Origin of the sequence: Pseudomonas sp. IB20 (assembly GCF_009707325.1) — a bacterium.
Taxonomy (GTDB): Bacteria; Pseudomonadota; Gammaproteobacteria; order Pseudomonadales; family Pseudomonadaceae; genus Aquipseudomonas.
The window spans coordinates 507,197-525,365 of record NZ_CP046103.1; the positions used below are offsets into that span (position 1 = coordinate 507,197).

The 18,169-nt window shown below is 61.6% G+C and carries 17 protein-coding genes and 1 riboswitch; of the genes, 11 read left to right on the forward strand and 6 right to left on the reverse strand.

From position 1 onward, the window contains the following. Positions 1-4 precede the first annotated feature (4 nt). From GJU48_RS02250 to GJU48_RS02265, 4 genes are read right to left on the reverse strand one after another with little or no spacing between them, the layout of a single operon-like run. Positions 5-973, reverse strand: coding sequence for a metal ABC transporter ATPase (locus tag GJU48_RS02250; RefSeq protein ID WP_094952887.1), 969 nt, complete (start codon positions 971-973; stop codon positions 5-7). 41 nt (positions 974-1,014) lie between these two features. Beyond that, positions 1,015-1,827, reverse strand: a complete 813-nt coding sequence (locus GJU48_RS02255) for an aldo/keto reductase (protein ID WP_094952886.1) — start codon at positions 1,825-1,827, stop codon at positions 1,015-1,017. After that, a complete protein-coding gene (locus GJU48_RS02260) occupies positions 1,824-2,999 on the reverse strand; it encodes an NAD(P)/FAD-dependent oxidoreductase (RefSeq protein ID WP_094952885.1) in 1,176 nt (391 codons plus the stop codon). The genes GJU48_RS02255 and GJU48_RS02260 overlap by 4 nt, the downstream gene beginning before the upstream one ends. A gap of 55 nt (positions 3,000-3,054) precedes the next feature. Beyond that, a complete protein-coding gene (locus GJU48_RS02265) occupies positions 3,055-3,390 on the reverse strand; it encodes a DMT family transporter (RefSeq protein WP_094952884.1) in 336 nt (111 codons plus the stop codon). A 103-nt stretch (positions 3,391-3,493) separates the two neighbouring features. Here GJU48_RS02265 and GJU48_RS02270 point away from each other — a divergent pair, with 103 nt between their 5' ends. Together GJU48_RS02270 and waaA are read left to right on the forward strand one after the other, a co-directional pair. Continuing rightward, positions 3,494-4,384: a LysR family transcriptional regulator gene (locus GJU48_RS02270; RefSeq protein WP_094952883.1), complete on the forward strand. Its 891-nt coding sequence runs from the start codon at positions 3,494-3,496 to the stop codon at positions 4,382-4,384. Positions 4,385-4,407: 23 nt separating this feature from the next. After that, entirely contained in the window at positions 4,408-5,685 is a 1,278-nt protein-coding gene (waaA, locus tag GJU48_RS02275) for a lipid IV(A) 3-deoxy-D-manno-octulosonic acid transferase (RefSeq protein WP_094952882.1), read from the forward strand. Between the two features lie 110 nt (positions 5,686-5,795). On the opposite strand, the gene GJU48_RS02280 is transcribed toward waaA, so the two are convergent. After that, the gene (locus tag GJU48_RS02280; RefSeq protein ID WP_094953735.1) at positions 5,796-7,235 is read right to left on the reverse strand and encodes a TolC family outer membrane protein; all 1,440 of its coding nucleotides are present in this window, start codon (positions 7,233-7,235) and stop codon (positions 5,796-5,798) included. Between the two features lie 196 nt (positions 7,236-7,431). Next, positions 7,432-7,537, forward strand: a riboswitch (TPP riboswitch). Positions 7,538-7,685: 148 nt separating this feature from the next. On the opposite strand from GJU48_RS02280, the gene thiC reads away from it, so the two are divergent. Beyond that, on the forward strand, positions 7,686-9,590 hold the full coding sequence (gene thiC / locus GJU48_RS02285; protein WP_094953736.1) for a phosphomethylpyrimidine synthase ThiC: 1,905 nt from the start codon (positions 7,686-7,688) through the stop codon (positions 9,588-9,590). A 136-nt stretch (positions 9,591-9,726) separates the two neighbouring features. Further along, the gene (gene cytX / locus GJU48_RS02290) at positions 9,727-11,016 is read left to right on the forward strand and encodes a putative hydroxymethylpyrimidine transporter CytX (RefSeq protein WP_094953737.1); all 1,290 of its coding nucleotides are present in this window, start codon (positions 9,727-9,729) and stop codon (positions 11,014-11,016) included. On the opposite strand, the gene GJU48_RS02295 is transcribed toward cytX, so the two are convergent. Continuing rightward, a complete protein-coding gene (locus GJU48_RS02295) occupies positions 10,985-11,731 on the reverse strand; it encodes an RsiV family protein (RefSeq protein WP_094953738.1) in 747 nt (248 codons plus the stop codon). The genes cytX and GJU48_RS02295 overlap by 32 nt on opposite strands. A 194-nt stretch (positions 11,732-11,925) precedes the next feature. Between GJU48_RS02295 and GJU48_RS02300 the strand changes: the two genes are divergently transcribed. The 7 genes from GJU48_RS02300 to GJU48_RS02330 all read left to right on the forward strand — a co-directional run bounded on the left by GJU48_RS02300 (position 11,926) and on the right by GJU48_RS02330 (position 18,161). Further along, positions 11,926-12,543, forward strand: a complete 618-nt coding sequence (locus GJU48_RS02300) for an NUDIX domain-containing protein (protein WP_094953739.1) — start codon at positions 11,926-11,928, stop codon at positions 12,541-12,543. Continuing rightward, on the forward strand, positions 12,534-12,983 hold the full coding sequence (locus GJU48_RS02305; RefSeq protein ID WP_094953740.1) for a DUF1249 domain-containing protein: 450 nt from the start codon (positions 12,534-12,536) through the stop codon (positions 12,981-12,983). Before GJU48_RS02300 ends, GJU48_RS02305 begins: the two co-directional genes overlap by 10 nt. Before the next feature lie 99 nt (positions 12,984-13,082). Further along, complete coding sequence (gene cpdA / locus GJU48_RS02310) at positions 13,083-13,898, forward strand: 3',5'-cyclic-AMP phosphodiesterase (RefSeq protein WP_094953741.1); 816 nt, start codon at positions 13,083-13,085, stop codon at positions 13,896-13,898. Between the two features lie 194 nt (positions 13,899-14,092). Beyond that, on the forward strand, positions 14,093-14,701 hold the full coding sequence (locus tag GJU48_RS02315) for a YqiA/YcfP family alpha/beta fold hydrolase (protein ID WP_094950989.1): 609 nt from the start codon (positions 14,093-14,095) through the stop codon (positions 14,699-14,701). A gap of 45 nt (positions 14,702-14,746) precedes the next feature. Beyond that, positions 14,747-16,651, forward strand: coding sequence for a DNA topoisomerase IV subunit B (gene parE / locus GJU48_RS02320; RefSeq protein ID WP_094950988.1), 1,905 nt, complete (start codon positions 14,747-14,749; stop codon positions 16,649-16,651). Further along, positions 16,651-17,646 carry an esterase-like activity of phytase family protein gene (locus GJU48_RS02325; RefSeq protein WP_094950987.1) on the forward strand — a complete coding sequence of 332 codons (996 nt, stop codon included), beginning with the start codon at positions 16,651-16,653 and terminating at the stop codon, positions 17,644-17,646. Before parE ends, GJU48_RS02325 begins: the two co-directional genes overlap by 1 nt. After that, positions 17,643-18,161 (forward strand): retropepsin-like aspartic protease family protein, encoded by a 519-nt coding sequence (locus GJU48_RS02330; protein WP_094950986.1) that lies wholly within the window; start codon positions 17,643-17,645, stop codon positions 18,159-18,161. Before GJU48_RS02325 ends, GJU48_RS02330 begins: the two co-directional genes overlap by 4 nt. The last annotated feature ends 8 nt before the right edge of the window (positions 18,162-18,169 follow it).

Below are 18,169 nucleotides of genomic sequence, written 5' to 3' on the forward strand. Positions count from 1 at the left end.
GGTATCAGCCCTTGGCTTTTTTCTTCGGCACAATCTTGCGCAACATCAGCCGCGCCTTGCCAGTCAGGCGCTTGAGCTTCGACTCCTTCTCAGGCTCAGCCAGCCCTTGCTGCCTCAGCCAATCCTTCCAACGAATCCGCTCATCGCGCACTAACCAGCCTTCCTGTTGGGCAAAACTTTCGGCCAGGTACAGGCCGCGGGTACTGGCCGGATACAGTTGGTCTTTCTTCACCGTGTACAGCTCAGCCAACGGCTGGCCGTCTTTTAGCGGCATCAGGTACAGGTCCGGGCGCTGACGGTTCAGGCGCGCCACCAACTGGTCGCCTTCGAGCCGCTCATCCACGTGAAACAGGCTGAGGGATTTGGCTTCCTTAGGCACCTCAAGACGCAAGTCATAAATCAATTGCAGCGACGCGGTCGGCAGGTGCACATAAGCCCGTGGGCGTTCGATCAACTGCATGGTCGCGCAGCGCACCGGGCGTGCGGCGCCCGACAACGGGCTCAGGCGAAATGGCAGGGCTTCGCGGTAATGCAGGGCGGCGGAGTAGGGCGCCGGAAGCCACGTGTCGTTGAAGCGCCCGCCCAGCCAGCCTTCTGGCGTTTCCAGCAAGCATTCTTCGGCAATTTCCTGGATGGCGGTGTGCAGCGGCAGGTTCAGCTCATGGGCGGGGACGTAGCCGGAGATCAGCTTGAGCACCACATCGCCACGGTCCTGGCGGCGTTGGCGCACCAGCACCCAGTAATCCTTGTTTTGCCAATGCAGGGTCAGGCGCACCGACACGCCGAGGTTCGCCAGTTCCAGGGCGAAACGCTCGGGGTCTGCCACCTCCACCGGCTTGCGCCGTTGCAGGGTCTGGGCAAAGTTGAGCGGCATGCCCACGCTCTGGTAACTCAGGCCTTCGGGGGTGGCTTCGACGTGCAGCGGCAGTGTTTTAAAGTTGCTGGGGTTTTTTCTAATGAGCGTGCGCGGCATGTCGGCTCCTTCTTGCGACGGGGTCGGCCGCGTGGGCGGCATCAGAGTTGACGAATGACCTTGGCAGCGGTCGCCACGTTATGGGCCAGGTGCAGCGGATTAATGGTCCCGACAATAGCACTGGCGACGCCCGTTTGCGCAAACAACAAGATGAAACTGGCTTGAATTGGATCCATTCCTGGCTCCAGGCACACGTGGCCGCTGGCCAGGGCCTTTTTCACCAAAATGCCCTTGCCGTGTGCGGCTGCATAATCAATGACGGCTTTCTCGCACCGTGAGTTCAGATTGTAGGTGACCATGGCGCAATCGCCTTGTTCCAGAGCCTTCACGCCGCCTTCGACGGTTTTACCGGAGAAGCCGAAACCGCGAATCTTGCCCTCTTTTTTCAGCTCCGCCAGGGTCTGGTACACCTCGCAATCGTTGAGGATATGCAAATCGTTGCCGTCGGAGTGCACCAGCACCAGGTCGATAAAATCAGTTTCAAGTCGTTTCAAGCTGCGCTCGATCGACATGCGGGTATGGGCGGCACTGAAATCGTGATGGGACACGCCATCGGCAAACTCTTCGCCGACCTTGCTGACGATCACCCAGTCCTTGCGTTGGCCGCGTAGCAGCGGCCCCAGGCGTTCTTCGCTGCGGCCATAAGCCGGTGCGGTGTCGATCAGGTTGATGCCCAGCTGGCGGGCCTGGCGCAGCAACATTCGTGCTTCATCGTCATCCGGAATCTGGAAGCCGCTGGGGTATTTCACCCCTTGATCGCGACCCAGCTTCACGGTGCCCAGGCCCAGTGGCGACACCAGCAAGCCGGTGCTGCCCAGCGGGCGATGCAGGTCGTGCAGGGTAGGCAGGCTCATGGCAACAGTTGCTCCCAGGCAGGTTGGCCCAGGGCCGGTTTTGGCAGTTCGGGCAGGGCTTCGGTAGCACGTGGGCGGATGCCGTCGCGTTCCAGGGCGCTGAGCACGCGGTCAGCGAAGTCCGGCGCCAGCGCCAGTTTGGTCGGCCAACCCACCAACAGGCGGCCCTGCTCGGCGAGGAAGGCGTTGTCGGGGCGGGACAGGCCTGATTGCAGCGGCTCGGCACGGTCGACGCGCAGGGTTGCCCACTGGGTTTGGCTCATGTCGATCCACGGCAGCAAGTGCGCCAGCTCTTTTTGCGCAGTGGCGATCTGTTCTTCAGGTGTGCGTGCCACGCCATCGGCTTCAGCGATGTCGCCGCCCATGTACCACACCCAGTTGCCATCGGCGGCCGGGTGGGTGGTGATGGTGAGGCGCGGCTTGGTGCCGCCGCCCAGGCAGTGCGCGTACAGCGGTTTGAGGCCCGGGCCTTTGGCGATGATCATATGCAGCGGGCGCTTTTGCATGGCTGGCTGGCTGAGGCCCAGTGCACTCAGCAGATCAGCCGTGCCGCCACCGGCGCTCAATACGATGCGCTGGGCGCGGATCTCGCGGCCATCCACCTTCAAGCCGACCAAGGTGTCGCCTTCCAGCAGCGGTTCGATGTGCTGCCCGGCGAGCAAACCGTCACCGGCCAATTGCGCCAGGCGTTCGATCAGGCTGGGCACATCGACGACCAACTCCGCCAGGCGATAGACCTTGCCCTTGAAGCGGCGGTCTTGCAGGGCCAGCGGCAACTCATCGCCTTTGACTTGGTCGACACGGCCACGCACGGCTTTGCTGGCGAAGAAGCTGGTGAGGTTGCCGGCGAGGGTGCCGGGCGACCACAGGTAGTGGGCCTCGGACAGCAGGCGCACGCCGGACAGGTCCAACTCGCCGTTACCGGCCAGGGCTTCACGCCAGCGGCGCGGCATGTCGGCAATCGCTTCGGAGGCGCCGGTGAGGGCGCCGTGCAGGGCGTATTTCGCACCGCCGTGAATAATCCCTTGGGACTTCACGCTTTGCCCGCCACCCAAGGTGGCGCTTTCCACCAACACCGTGGAAAACCCCTGGCTGCGCAGGCGCGCATTGAGCCAGAGGCCGGCAACCCCGGCGCCGACAATCAGAACGTCGGTGGACATAACGGATGGCATGGGCGACCTCAGTGTTCAAGACAAGAGGCGCAGTATACAGGCTGTTGAGCGGTGATCAGTGCCCGGCGGTTTTCGAGAACAGCTGAATCACCACCACGCCCAGCACAATCAGGCCCATCCCCAGCATCGCCGGGATATCCAGCTTCTGGCCGTAGATAAACAGCGCGGCGACACTGACCATCACAATCCCCAGTCCTGCCCAGACCGCGTAGGCGATGCCCACCGGCACCGTGCGCACCACTAGGGTGAGCATCCAGAACGCTATGGCATACCCCACAATCATCAGCAGCAATGGGATCGGCGTGTTCAAGCCCTTGACGGCTTTCATGGAAACGGTCGCGACCACTTCCGAGCAAATGGCAATGGCCAAATAGAGGTAAGCGACATTCATGGGGTAATCCTCGGTGCGATGCGTGCTTGATAAGGTCGGCATTCTAACGCTTGGAAAGATGGGGTAAAGTCATTACCTATCCGATTTAAAGATGGGTTGAGCCATGAGCGTGCAGTGGAACCTGGAACAGATGCGCCTGTTTGTCAGTGTCGCCGAACAGCGTTCATTTTCGGCGGTGGCACGCGACCAGCGCAAGGCGCAATCGGCGGTGAGCAATGGCATTGCCCTGCTCGAGGCCGACCTTGGGCTGAGCCTGTTCGACCGTAGCAGTGGCCGCCAGCCGCGCCTGACCGAAGCCGGCAGTGTGTTGTTGGAAGAAGCCCGCGAAGTGTTGCGCCAGTGTGAGCGGCTCAATGGCCGCGCGTTGTCGCTGACGCGCGGCGAGGAAGCCTGCCTGCGTCTGGCCCAGGACGAAGCCATGCTGTTCCAACCGGTGCTCGACAGCCTTGAGGCACTGGCCGGGCGATATCCGCTGCTGGAAGTGCAGCTGTCCAGCGCCGCTCAGGGCGATGTGGCGCGCAAGTTGGTGGAGCGTAAGGCTGACCTGGGCTTGCTGTTCTATCACGACCAAATCCCCGAAGCCCTTGAGCGGCGTGTGGTGGGCAGTGTGGAAATGGTCACGGTGTGCGGCGTGAATCACCCGCTGGCCAAGGAGAAGTACGTGACGTGCCAGCACTTGGCGCAGTTCCGCCAGTTGCTGATGTCGACCCAGACCAGTGTCTACCCCGGCAGCGAAGCCGCCAGCCCGCTGGTATGGCGCGCCGACAGTTTCTACGTGTTGGCCGAATGGCTGATGAGTGGCCTGGGCTGGGCCTGGCTACCGCGGCATATCGTGCAGTACCCCACTTATCAACAACAAATGGTTGAACTGGACAGCGAATGGACGCCGCCTGCGCTAGTCGTGGAGCTGGTCTGGCGCCGTGACGAACACCTGGGCCCCGCTGCGCGCTTCCTGGCCGAACGATTTGCCGAGTGCTTGCAGGCGATCGACTGAAAAAGCCGATAAACTCCGCCGCCATGAATAGAACTCTCTACAGCTGTCTGTTTTACCTGGCGCTGCCGCTGGTGGCTTTACGTTTGTGGCTGCGTGCGCGCAAGGCGCCGGCCTATGCCAAACGCATCGGCGAACGCTTTTCCTACGGCCTGCCGGTCATGCAACCCGGTGGCATCTGGGTGCATGCCGTGTCGGTGGGCGAAAGCATCGCCGCCGCGCCGATGATTCGCGGGCTGCTGGCGCGCCATCCGACGTTGCCGATTACCGTCACCTGCATGACGCCCACCGGGTCCGAGCGCATCCAGGCGCTGTTCGCCAATGAGCCGCGCATTCAGCACTGCTACTTGCCGTACGATTTGCCCTGCGCCGCCAAGCGTTTTCTCGATCGCGTGCAACCCAAGCTGGCGGTGATCATGGAAACCGAGCTGTGGCCTAACCACATCCACGCTTGCGCCCAGCGCGGCATTCCGGTGGCGCTGGCCAACGCGCGGTTGTCGGCGCGTTCGGCCAAAGGCTATGCGCGGTTCGCCAAACTCACCGCGCCCATGCTGTCTGAAATGAGCCTGTTCGCGGTACAGACGCACACCGAAGCCCAGCGTTTCCTGAGCCTGGGCGCGCGCCCGGAAACCGTCGAAGTCACCGGTTCGATCAAGTTCGACCTGACCATCGACCCCGAGCTTGCGGTGCGCGCCGCCGCGTTGCGTGAGCAATGGGGCGCCAGCGAGCGCCCGGTGTGGATCGCGGCCAGCACCCATCAAGGCGAAGACGACGTGGTGCTGGCTGCCCATCGCCAGTTGCTCGACAGCTATCCCAATGCACTATTGATTCTGGTGCCGCGCCATCAGGAACGTTTCGGCCCGATGTTTGAATTATGCGCGCACCAAGGATTTGCCACGGTGCGCCGCTCCAGTGGTGAGCCCGTGACCGCGCACACCTCGGTGCTGCTCGGCGACACCATGGGCGAGCTGCTGTTTCTCTACGCCCTGGCCGACAGCGCCTTTGTCGGCGGCAGCCTGGTGCCCACCGGCGGGCACAACCCGCTGGAGCCGGCAGCGCTGGCCAAGCCCGTGATCATGGGGCCGCACCTGTTCAACTTCCTCGAAATCAGCGCGATGATGCGCGAGGCGGGGGCGTTGCGTGAGGTGGATGATGCAGAGGGTTTGGCCGAGGCTGTGCGGCAACTGTTCGAGCTGCCGCAGGATGCGTGCAAGATGGCAGAGGCGGGGCTTGCGGTGATGCAGGCCAACCAGGGCGCGCTCAAGCGCTTGCTGGATGGCTTGGACAGGCTGATCAATCACTGACCCAACCTGATCCAAATGTGGGAGCTGGCTTGCCTGCGATAGCATCAAGTGCAACACCGCGGTGCCTGCATCGCAGCCAAGCCAGCTCCCACATTGGTTTTGCGCTGTGCTTAGTAGCCGGGGCGGGCCTTTAGCTGCTCGGCAGCCGCTTTTGCCAGGTCTGGCGGCAGGAAGTCCTTGTCCGGGTTGTAATCAGCCTTGAGGTAACGCGACAGGTCCTGCAAATCCCCTGGGTTCAACGTGCCCGCGGCCTGCTTCAAGCGCAGGTTGTCGAGGATGTAGTCGTAGCGGCTGTTGTTGTAGTTGCGCACCGACGAGTAGAGCTGGCGCTGTGAATCCAGCACGTCGACGATGTTGCGCGTGCCCACCTGATAACCGATCTCCGTGGCTTCCACCGCGCTCTGGTTCGAGATGATTGACTGGCGGCGTGCCTGTACCTGTTCCACATCGGTGTTCACCGCGCGGTGCAGGTTGCGGGTGTTTTCCACCACTTGGCGGCGCAGGCCTTCGCGTTGCTGCTCGCTCTGATCGAGGCGCGAATAGGATTCGCGCACTTGCGAGCTGGTGAGGCCGCCGCTGTAGATCGGGATGTTCAGGCGCAGGCCGATGGTGCGTTGCGATACATCACCGCCGTAAGGGATCGGCAGTTGGTTGGGGTTGCTGAAACCCAGCGCGTCGTTGTCACCCTTTTCGTATTGCGCCACGGCGTCGAGGGTCGGCAAATGGCCAGCCTTGCGCTGGCGCAGGGTTTCTTCGGCGGCGGTGACCGCGTAGTTGCTGGCCAGCAGGTTGAGGTTCTGGCGGCCGGCGGTTTCGACCCAGGCCTTGGCGTCATTCGGCGCCGGCGGCAGCACCGGCAGCGTGTGCACGATGCCCTGGATGGCGTTGTACTCGCGGTTGGTCAGGGTGATCAGCGCTTCGAAGGCGTCGTCCACCTGGCGCTGGGCGACGATGCGGTTGGCGCGCGCGGTGTCGTAGCTGGCCTGGGATTGCAGCACGTCGGTCTTGTCCGACAGGCCCACGTCAAAGCGTTCGTTGGACTGGTCGAGCTGGCGCTTGAAGGCGTTTTCTTCGGCCTTGGTCGAGGCCAGGTTGTCCTGGGCGCGCAGCACGGCGAAGTAGTTCTCGGCGCTTTGCAGGATCAGGTTCTGTTCGGTAGCCGACAGTTGCAGGGAGGCTTGTTCGTTGACGGCTTCGGCGGCTTGCAGCTGGAACCAGCGGTCGGCGCGGAACAGCGGCTGGCTCAAGGTCGCACGCCAGGAGTGGGCGTCACGGTTGGCGGTGGCCGCCGGTTGGTTGATCTGGGTGCGCACGTTGTTGCTGTCGGCGCCGGCCGACAGGTTCGGCAGCAAGCCGGCGCGGGCCTGGGGCACCACTTCTTTTTGCGCGCCATATTGGGCGCGGGCGGCGGCCAGGTCGGCGTTGTTGTTCACCGCTTCTTGGTAGACGCTGACCAAATCGGTGTTGGCGGACAAGGGCGCTTCAGCTGCCCAGACCATTCCATTGGTCGCACAAGACACGGCAAGAGCCAGTGAGAGTTTGCGCAGCATGAGGCGATCCCTAGTGTGAATATTACGGCGATAATTTAGCGCCCAAGGCTAAGGCTGGCCATTCCTGGCGTCAAGCATTGTGGCAGTGCCCGAGTGTAGTGGCGCTGACCCGGCGCAACAATCCCGCAATCACGCCATTCATCACGCTGAATGCACCGCTATTGGCAATTTGCCCACGCCATGGTCTAGACTGGCCGCGTTCTTGTCGGGGTGCCTTGTTGGAAGGCTGAGATCGGTAAATACCGGATCCCGTTGAACCTGATCAGGTTAGCGCCTGCGTAGGGAACAAGATTTCTCGTCACCCGGCGAGTCCTCTTGTGCTTCGTCCGGGATGTTGTTCGACAATCGAACAGCTCTTGTGCGTCAAGCACAGCACTGGTTTCAGTGCGTCCATCCGTCACAGGTTCGCTCCGACAAAAATCCACCACCTGGATAGTTGGAGAGCCCGTGATGAGCACAGAAATAAAAAGTACAAAACTGAAAAACACCGTGCACTTGAGTGAGTCGGCCAAGGTCGATTCCGGTTCCGTGCAGCCGTTTACCCGCTCGCAAAAAATCTATGTGCAAGGCACTCGGCCAGACATCCGCGTACCGATGCGGGAAATCAGTCTTGACGTGACACCCACCGATCTCGGTGGCGAAATCAACGCCCCCGTGGTGGTCTACGATACCTCCGGCCCTTATACCGACCCGAACGTCATCATTGATGTGCGCAAAGGCTTGGCCGATATCCGTTCGCCATGGATTGAGGAGCGCGGTGACACCGAGCGCCTGGCAGGCCTGAGCTCCCACTACGGTCGGGAGCGCCTCAACGATCCGGAGCTGGCGTCGCTGCGTTTTGCCCACTTGCAAAACCCTCGCCGAGCCAAGGCCGGCGCCAACGTCAGCCAGATGCACTACGCGCGCAAAGGCATCATCACGCCGGAGATGGAATTCGTCGCCATCCGCGAAAACATGAAGCTTGAAGAAGCTCGCGCCAACGGCCTGCTTGAGCAGCAACACCCTGGCCACAGCTTCGGCGCCAGCGTGCCGAAAATTATCACGCCCGAATTTGTACGCGAAGAAATCGCCCGTGGCCGCGCAATCATCCCGGCCAACATCAACCACACCGAATTGGAACCGATGATCATTGGCCGTAACTTCCTGGTGAAGATTAACGGCAACATCGGCAACAGCGCCCTGGGTTCGTCCATTGAAGAAGAAGTGGCGAAAATGACCTGGGGGATTCGCTGGGGTTCGGACAACATCATGGACTTGTCCACCGGCAAGCACATCCACGAAACCCGCGAGTGGATCATCCGCAACTCGCCAGTGCCGATCGGTACTGTGCCGATCTACCAGGCCCTGGAAAAAGTCGGCGGCGCCGCCGAAGACCTGACCTGGGAGTTGTTCCGCGACACCCTGATCGAACAGGCCGAGCAGGGCGTTGACTACTTCACCATCCACGCCGGCGTGTTGCTGCGCTACGTGCCGCTGACCGCGAAACGCGTCACTGGCATCGTGTCCCGTGGCGGTTCGATCATGGCCAAGTGGTGCCTGGCGCACCACAAAGAGAACTTTGCCTACACGCATTTCGAAGAAATCTGCGAAATCATGAAGGCCTATGACGTTAGCTTCTCCCTCGGCGACGGCCTGCGCCCTGGCTCGATTGCCGACGCCAACGACGCCGCGCAATTCGGTGAGCTGGAAACTCTGGGCGAACTGACCAAGATCGCCTGGAAGCACGACGTGCAAACCATGATCGAAGGCCCCGGCCACGTGCCGATGCAACTGATCAAGGAGAACATGGACAAGCAGTTGGAATGCTGCGACGAGGCGCCGTTCTACACCCTCGGCCCGTTGACCACCGACATTGCGCCGGGCTACGACCACATCACCTCGGGCATCGGCGCGGCGATGATCGGCTGGTTCGGTTGCGCCATGCTCTGCTACGTCACGCCTAAGGAACACCTGGGCTTGCCGAACAAGGATGACGTGAAGACCGGGATCATCACCTACAAGATCGCCGCACATGCGGCCGACTTGGCCAAGGGGCACCCGGGTGCGCAGATTCGCGATGACGCCTTGAGCAAGGCGCGCTTCGAGTTCCGCTGGGAAGACCAGTTCAATCTCGGCCTGGACCCAGACACGGCGCGGTCGTACCACGATGAAACCTTGCCGAAGGACTCGGCCAAGGTCGCGCATTTCTGCTCGATGTGTGGGCCGAAATTCTGCTCGATGAAAATCACCCAGGAAGTGCGTGAGTACGCGGCCAACCAGCGTATTGAAGCGGTGGATGTGGACGTGGCCAAGGGCTTGGCCGAGCAGGCGCAGCGGTTCAAGCAGGAAGGGAGTCAGTTGTACAAGAAGGTCTGACACCCACGATCGTTCCCACGCTCTGCGTGGGAATGCATCCAGTGACGCTCCGCGTCACAAAGGCGGACGCAGAGCGTCCATAGCGGCATTCCCACGCAGAGCGTGGGAACGATCATGCCCCTCAGAGATAACACCCTTGAGCATTCAACCGAGTACCTACTCTCCTGATATAGCGGTGCCGAGCGACAAACGCGTGTTCGGCGCCCGCGACCTGTTTTCCCTGTGGTTTTCCCTCGGCATCGGCCTGATGGTCCTGCAAACCGGCGCCTTGCTTGCACCGGGCCTGGGCTTGTCCGGTTCGTTGCTGGCGATTTTCCTCGGCACCCTGGTCGGTGTGCTGTTGCTGGCCGCCGTCGGCGTGATTGGCAGCGACACCGGCCTGTCGGCCATGGCCGCGCTCAAGCTTAGCCTCGGTGCCAAGGGCGCCAGCCTGCCGGCGCTGCTGAACTTGCTGCAACTGATCGGTTGGGGCTCGTTCGAAATCATCGTGATGCGCGATGCCGCCAGCGTGTTGGGCACACGAGCCTTCAGCGAAGGCAGCCTATTGGCCAGCCCTTTACTGTGGACGCTGTTTTTCGGCGGCTTGGCGACGCTGCTCGCCGTCAGTGGCCCGCTGACGTTTGTGCGCCAGATCCTGCGCAAATGGGGCATATGGCTGTTGCTGGCCGCCTGCCTGTGGCTGACCTGGAACCTGTTCGCCAAGGCCGACCTGGCTGCACTGTGGGCCACGGCCGGTGACGGCTCGATGCCGTTTGCGGTGGGGTTTGATATCGCCATCGCCATGCCGCTGTCGTGGTTGCCGCTGATCGCCGACTACTCGCGCTTCGGCAAGCGCGCCAAAAATGTCTTCGGCGGCACCGCCCTTGGCTTCTTTATCGGCAATTTCTGGCTGATGAGCCTGGGCGTGGCTTACACGCTGGCGTTTGCGCCAAGTGGCGAGGTGAATGCGTTGTTGCTGGCGCTGGCGGGTGCGGGCCTGGGCATTCCGCTGTTGCTGATCCTGTTGGACGAGTCGGAAAATGCCTTTGCCGATATTCACTCGGCGGCGGTGTCCAGCGGGATTTTGCTGCGTTGGAAGGTCGAGCACCTGGCGCTGGCCATCGGTGTGATTTGCACCCTGATCGCCTGCTTTGCACCGTTGGCGCAGTACCAGAACTTCCTCCTGCTGATTGGCTCAGTGTTTGCGCCGTTGTTCGGCGTGGTGCTGGTGGATCACTTTATCCTGCGCCGCCGTGGCCAGAGCGCGGTCGCCCACCTGCAAAGGCCAGCGCTGGTGGCCTGGCTGGGCGGCATCGCTACGTATCACGTGCTGGCAAACCTGTATCCGGACATCGGCGCAACCCTGCCGGCGCTGGTGCTGGCAGGGCTGTTGCAACTGATCTTGGGCCGGGCCTTCAGTGGCGCGCGGGCGCCAGTTCAGGCTTGAGTACGCCGGTGAGGCGCGCATAGGGGATGGTCATTTCGATCAGCCCCAATGCGTAAGGCGCAATGGTCGACACGTTGTACTTGAGCACCACGCCGCTGCTGGTCAGGGCGATGTTCGGGGTTTTCTGGAACGGCCAGTTCTTCACGAACGCCGGGTCACGGTCCATCTGCGAGTTGATCAGCCAGCTGTTGTGGGCGACTTTGGCGGCGTTCCAGAACGCTTGCTCCTGGCCCGGCAACAGCATGTCGTTCAGGCTTAGCTCTTTGTGCAGCACGCGTGAGTAGTTGATGAAACCACGGCCGGGCTGGCCTTGGGCGACACCCGTGTCGAGGTAGCTGGAGACTTCAATGATCACCAGTCCGTCATGCTGCTCACGTACCTTGGCCTGCAAGTACATGCTGTGGCGGTCGGCAGACTCGCGCAGGAACGTGTCCCGGTAAGCGTTCAGGGTCGGCGGCACGCTGGCGCCGGGGGTGGTTCGGGTCATCTGCAGCAGGCGTTGTTCCACCAGGCTGTCGAGCTGCGGCTCGCTGGGGAAGTGCACGGTATCAATGTTCACTAACGGGCAGTCGGGGCTGCCGCAGCCAGGCTTGATCTGCTCAGAGGCATCTTGTTGGGTGTCCAGCGGCTTGAGGTAGCTTGGCTGGAACAGGCTCTGGCAAGCACCCAGGGTCAAGGCAATACAGGCCATGGAGGCGATTTTTAAAAGCGACATGTGCGTCCTTCGGAAATCGATGGAAAGCGAAAAAGAGTAGCGCTTCGACTGCGAACAAAGCCGTCAGTTCGCCACTAAGCTGATTAGAGTGAGTTTGACGCTCGCCGTCTATCTCGGCAACTGCAAAGGGGCTGCACCAACCGGCATGGGCGCGTTAGGATGGCGCCAATTGCACGGCCTTAACGAGGAAGAATATGACGGACATTGCCAAATCGACGCCGAACACCATCGAGATTGTTCAGCGCGACAATGCCTACAAGGGCTTCTACAAGCTCGATCGCGTGCAGCTGCGCCACGAAAAATTCGATGGCGGCATGAGCCGGGTGATCAATCGCGAAGTCTTCGTTCGTCATGACGCAGTGTGCGTGCTGCCTTATGATCCGCAGCGCGATGAAGTGGTGCTGATCGAGCAATTCCGTGTCGGCGCTATGGGCCGTACCGACAACCCTTGGTTGATTGAAATGGTCGCTGGCCTGATCGACAAGGATGAAGAGCCGGAGGAGGTTGCGCACCGCGAAGCCGAGGAGGAAGCTGGGCTGACATTCTCCGCGCTGTGGCCGATCACTAAATATTTCCCGTCGCCCGGTGGCAGTACTGAATTCGTGCACTTGTACCTGGGCCGCTGCGACAGCGCCGGGGCGGGTGGCGTCCATGGACTGGAAGAAGAGGCAGAAGATATCCGCGTCACCACCTGGGCGTTCGAAGATGCCCTGCAGGCGGTGCGTGACGGCAAAATTTCCAACGCAGCCAGCATTATCGCCCTGCAATGGCTTGCGCTTAATCGCGCGGAAGTGAGGGGGTTATGGCAGTAAAGGCACGGGAACGTTATCGAGTCGACCTGATCGGGTTGCAAGCCGCCTGCGAGGCCAACTATGCGCGGCTGATGCGCTTGCTCCCCGACATGCGCCACACGCCCGAGGCGCGGCGCATTGCGGTGACCCACGGCGACCAGATGCTCGGCGTGCTGAACTTGGAGGTCATCGTCAACTGCCCGTACACCACCACCTTGCGCGTGCGCCAGGAGCACAGTCTACCGTGGCTGCCGGTGCCGCAACTGGAAGTGCAGGTTTACCACGATGCGCGCATGGCCGAAGTGATCAGCGCCGAACATGCGCGACGCTTTCGCAGCATCTATCCTTACCCGAACGTGTTCATGCACCAGCCCGATGAGAAAGCACAGCTCAATGTGTTCCTCGGTGAATGGTTGAGCCACTGCCTGGCCTTAGGTCATGAGTTCGAAGTCGTGCGGTAGATGTGAACTGCATCTGCTTCCTTGGGTTTCCTCTTTGTGTCCTGCCCCAGCATAATCGCGCCAAACGTCCATTTCCTGTGATTGTCTTGGGAGAGCGCCTTGTCCCGCGTATCCACCGTGAACCCTGATGCGCCGGCGCTGCTGGTGCAATTGTCCGACAGCCACCTGTTTGCCGAGGCCGATGGCACGCTGCTGGGTATGAACACCCGCGAAAGCCTGCAGCGGGTGATCGAGTTGGTGCGCGAGCAGCAGCCGCACATCGATTTAGTGCTGGCCACGGGGGACTTGTCCCAGGACGGCACGCTTGAGTCCTATCAACAGTTTCGCGACCTGACCCGGCAGATCGACGCCCCGGCGCGCTGGATCCCCGGTAACCACGATGAGCCGCAGATCATGGCGCATGCCGCTGTGCACAGTGATCTGCTGGAGCCGGTGGTCGACATCGGTAACTGGCGCGTCACCCTGCTCGACTCCGCCGTGCCCGGCTCGGTGCCGGGCTACCTGCAAGACCAGCAACTGCAATTGCTTGCCCAAGCCTTGAGCGAAGCGCCGGGCCAGCACCATCTGGTGTGCTTTCACCATCACCCAGTGCCCATCGGGTCTGCGTGGATGGAGCCGATCGGGCTGCGTAACCCCGAGGCCTTGTTTGCCGTGCTCGACCGCTTCCCGCAGGTCAAGGCCGTGCTCTGGGGCCATGTGCACCAGGAGATCGACCGCGACCGCAACGGCGTGCGCCTGCTGGCGTCGCCGTCTACCTGTATCCAGTTCGCGCCGGGCAGCGAGGATTTCAAGGTCAGCGAGCAAGCGCCGGGTTACCGGTGGCTGCGCCTGCATGCCGACGGACGGTTAGAGACCGGGGTAGAGCGGGTCAAAGGCTTTGCGTTCACCATCGATTACGGCAGCAACGGCTATTAAACGCTGCAAACACAGATCAAAATGTGGGAGCTGGCTTGCCTGCGATCGTATGGCCAATGTGTGACTGATACACCGCCATCGCAGGCAAGCCAGCTCCCACAGTGGATCTTCTGTGTCCTTTAGATAGAGGGCCTCACACACCCCTGCGATCCCTGTAAACTGCGCCTCTTTGGCTGACGCACGGAGAGCCCGGCATGTCTGCTTCGATCTTGTATATCCACGGTTTCAACAGCGCGCCTGCGTCCAACAAGGCCAGCCAGTTGAGCACCGTGATGGACAGCCTCGGCCTGGCCGACCAATTACGCGTGCCGGCCCTGCATCACCATCCGCGTCAGGCGATTCCTCAATTGGAGGAAGCCATTGAGCAACTGGGGCGGCCACTGCTGGTAGGTAGCTCACTCGGCGGCTACTATGCAACCCATCTTGCCGAACGCCATGGCCTCAAGGCGCTGCTGGTCAACCCGGCGGTCAGCCCGCATCGGATGTTTGACGGTTACCTGGGCACCCAGAAGAACCTCTACACCGATGAAACCTGGGAACTGACCCACGACCACGTCGAGGCCCTGGCCGAACTGGAAGTGCCGGCTCCGCAGGACGCCTCGCGTTACCAGGTATGGTTGCAAACCGGGGATGAAACCCTGGACTATCGCCTCGCCCAGCAGTATTACCGGGCCTGTGCTTTACGCATCCAGGCCGGTGGCGACCACGGTTACCAGGGCTTTGCCCAGCAAATACCGGCCATGTTGAGCTTTGCCGGCATTGGCGCAGATCAGTATCAATCCTTCGATTTTTCTTCACTGTAAGAATCGCAGGTTACTTTTTAATCGAACGACTCACGACGAGACCCCATGGCCACTCCCAGCGCTAGCTCTTATAACGCCGACGCCATCGAAGTCCTCTCGGGCCTCGACCCGGTGCGTAAACGCCCAGGCATGTACACCGACACCAGCCGGCCGAACCACCTTGCCCAGGAAGTCATCGACAACAGCGTCGACGAAGCCTTGGCCGGGCACGCCAAGTCGGTACAAGTCATCCTGCACGCCGACCATTCCCTGGAAGTGTCCGACGATGGTCGCGGCATGCCGGTGGACATCCACCCCGAAGAGGGTGTGTCGGGCGTCGAGCTGATCCTCACCAAGCTGCACGCCGGCGGCAAGTTCTCCAACAAGAACTACCAGTTCTCCGGTGGCTTGCACGGTGTGGGTATTTCTGTGGTCAACGCCCTGTCGAACCATGTGCGGGTCAAGGTCAAGCGCGACGGCAACGAGTACCAGATGACCTTCGCCGATGGCTACAAAGCCACCGACCTGGAAGTGATCGGCACCGTTGGCAAGCGCAACACCGGCACCAGCGTGTACTTCGCGCCGGACCCGAAATACTTCGATTCCCCCAAATTCTCCATCAGCCGCCTCAAGCACGTGCTCAAGGCCAAGGCTGTGTTGTGCCCGGGCTTGCTGGTCAGCTTTGAAGACAAAGGCACCGGCGAGAAGGTCGAGTGGCATTACGAAGACGGCCTGCGCTCCTACCTAGAAGACTCCGTCAGCGACTTCGAGCGCCTGCCCAACGAGCCGTTCTGCGGCAGCCTGGCCGGCAATAAAGAAGCCGTCGACTGGGCGCTGCTGTGGTTGCCCGAAGGTGGCGACAGCGTGCAGGAAAGCTACGTCAACTTGATCCCCACCGCCCAGGGCGGCACCCACGTCAACGGTTTGCGCCAAGGCTTGCTGGATGCCATGCGCGAATTTTGCGAATACCGCAGCCTGTTGCCACGCGGCGTGAAGCTGGCGCCGGAAGACGTGTGGGAGCGCATCGCGTTCGTGCTGTCGATGAAAATGCAGGAGCCGCAATTCTCCGGCCAGACCAAAGAACGCCTGTCGTCCCGCGAGGCCGCAGCGTTTGTCTCCGGTGTGGTCAAGGATGCGTTCAGCCTGTGGCTCAACGAGCACCCGGAACTGGGCCTGGCCCTGGCGGAACTGGCGATCAACAACGCCGGCCGTCGCCTCAAAGCCAGCAAAAAGGTCGAGCGCAAGCGCATTACGGCTGGCCCGGCACTGCCGGGCAAATTGGCCGATTGCGCCGGCCAAGACCCGATGCGTTCCGAGCTGTTCTTGGTGGAAGGTGACTCCGCCGGTGGTTCCGCCAAGCAAGCGCGGGACAAGGAATTCCAGGCGATCCTGCCGTTGCGCGGCAAGATCCTCAACACTTGGGAAGTCGATGGCAGCGAAGTCCTGGCCAGCCAGGAAGTGCACAATATCGCGGTGGCCATCGGTGTCGATCCAGGCTCGGCTGATATTGCCCAACTGCGCTACGGCAAAATCTGCATCCTCGCCGACGCCGACTCCGACGGTTTGCACATTGCCACCTTGCTATGTGCGCTGTTCGTCCAGCACTTCCGCCCATTGGTGGATGCCGGTCATGTCTACGTCGCCATGCCGCCGCTGTACCGTATCGACCTGGGCAAAGAGATTTTCTACGCCCTGGACGAAGCCGAGCGCGATGGCATCCTCGACCGCCTGGTCGCCGAAAAAAAACGCGGCAAGCCACAGGTCACGCGATTTAAAGGCCTGGGTGAGATGAACCCGCCGCAGCTGCGCGAAACCACCATGGACCCTAACACGCGGCGCCTGGTGCAGTTGACCCTGGAAGACTTCGCCGGCACCTCGGAAATGATGGACATGTTGCTGGCGAAGAAGCGTGCACCGGATCGCAAAGCCTGGCTGGAATCTAAAGGCAACCTGGCCGAGGTTCTAGGCTGATGCGCACAGGTTTCGCCCTGGCGATCCTGATGTTGAGCGGGTTGGCGGCCACCGAGGTGGTTGCCGCGCCCGTGGCAGAACTCAAACTCGTGTCCGAGCACCCGGTGGACGGCATGCGCGGCGGTAACCTCTCGGGCCTGGCCTTGTGTGGCAAGGACCTGTGGACGGTTTCCGACCGCGATGACGACCAGATCTACCGCCTTGATATCAGCGCGCCGACCTGGCAAGCCGAAACGGTGAAGATCGACGTGCCGCCGGTGCCCGAGTCCGGCTTGCCCTGGGGTTTGCGTTCGCGCACCAAGGCTGCTTCGTTTATTCGCGGTGGCGACCTGGATTTTGAAGGCATCACCTGTGATGCCGTCGGCAACCGTTACATCGTCAGCGAAGCCCACGCGGCCGTGCTGCAGGTACCGGTGAGTGGTGCGCCTGAGTGGTTGAAAATCGCCCCTGGCATGGTGCGTGAAGCCCGTGCCAGCGGCATGTTGCTGCATTTTAATGCGTTGTTTGAAGGCCTGACGGTGAACCCGCAAGGCACTCAGATTTGGTTGGCGGCAGAGCGTGAGCGGCGTGGCTTGATCTCGATCAAGCGCGGGCAGAGCGTCTGGGATTGTGAGGGCCCCTGTGTGTTGTTGAGCGAGGCCGGCCAGGAAGTGCAGCCGGCGCAGTTCACCAACGCCAAGGCAGTGTCCAAGGACTTTGCCGACCTGGCGCTGTTCAACGGCAAGCTGTTTACCCTGGAGCGCAATGCGTTCCAGATTTGCCGGCGCGATGCGGTCACAGCCAAAGTCGAGCTGTGCTGGTCGTTTGCCGACGAAACCCTGACGCCGAACCGGCGCTATCCCCAGCCCTACGGCCTGGCCGAAGCCCTGGTGGTGGATGCTGACGGTGCGTGGTTGGGCATCGACAATAATTTTGGCCCACGTGCCGATGGTGAAAAACGGCCTGTGGTCTATCGTTTCGCCGCCCCTGCCGGTGGCTGGAGCGCCCAGCCATGAGTGCACAACCGCCCGGCAAGCGTGCCGGACGTGTATTGATGTTTTTGGCATGGGGGGCCGGACTGTTTTTGGCCACACGTTTTTTTGGGCAATGGGAAGCGCGTCAGGAAAACCCCAATGCCGTGGTGACCTCGGAGCAACACGAGGGTTACATCGAAGTGAAATTGCTGGGCAACGGCCAAGGGCATTTTGTTGCCAGCGGCCAGATCAACGGGCAGCCGGTGGAGTTTATGCTCGACACCGGCGCGACCGATGTGGCGGTTCCGGCCGAATTGGCTGACCGCCTCGGACTTAAACGTGGCTTGCCGGTGACCTTGAGCACCGCCAACGGGCGTAGCCAGGGCTACCGTACCCACCTCGATCGCCTGAAACTGGGCGATATCGTCCTGCAGGACGTCCGCGCACTGGTGGCGCCGGGCTTGGACGGGGAACAGGTGTTGCTGGGCATGAGTGCATTGAAACAACTTGAATTTACCCAGCGCAGCGGCACATTGCTGCTGCGCCAGACCAAATAATGATGAGG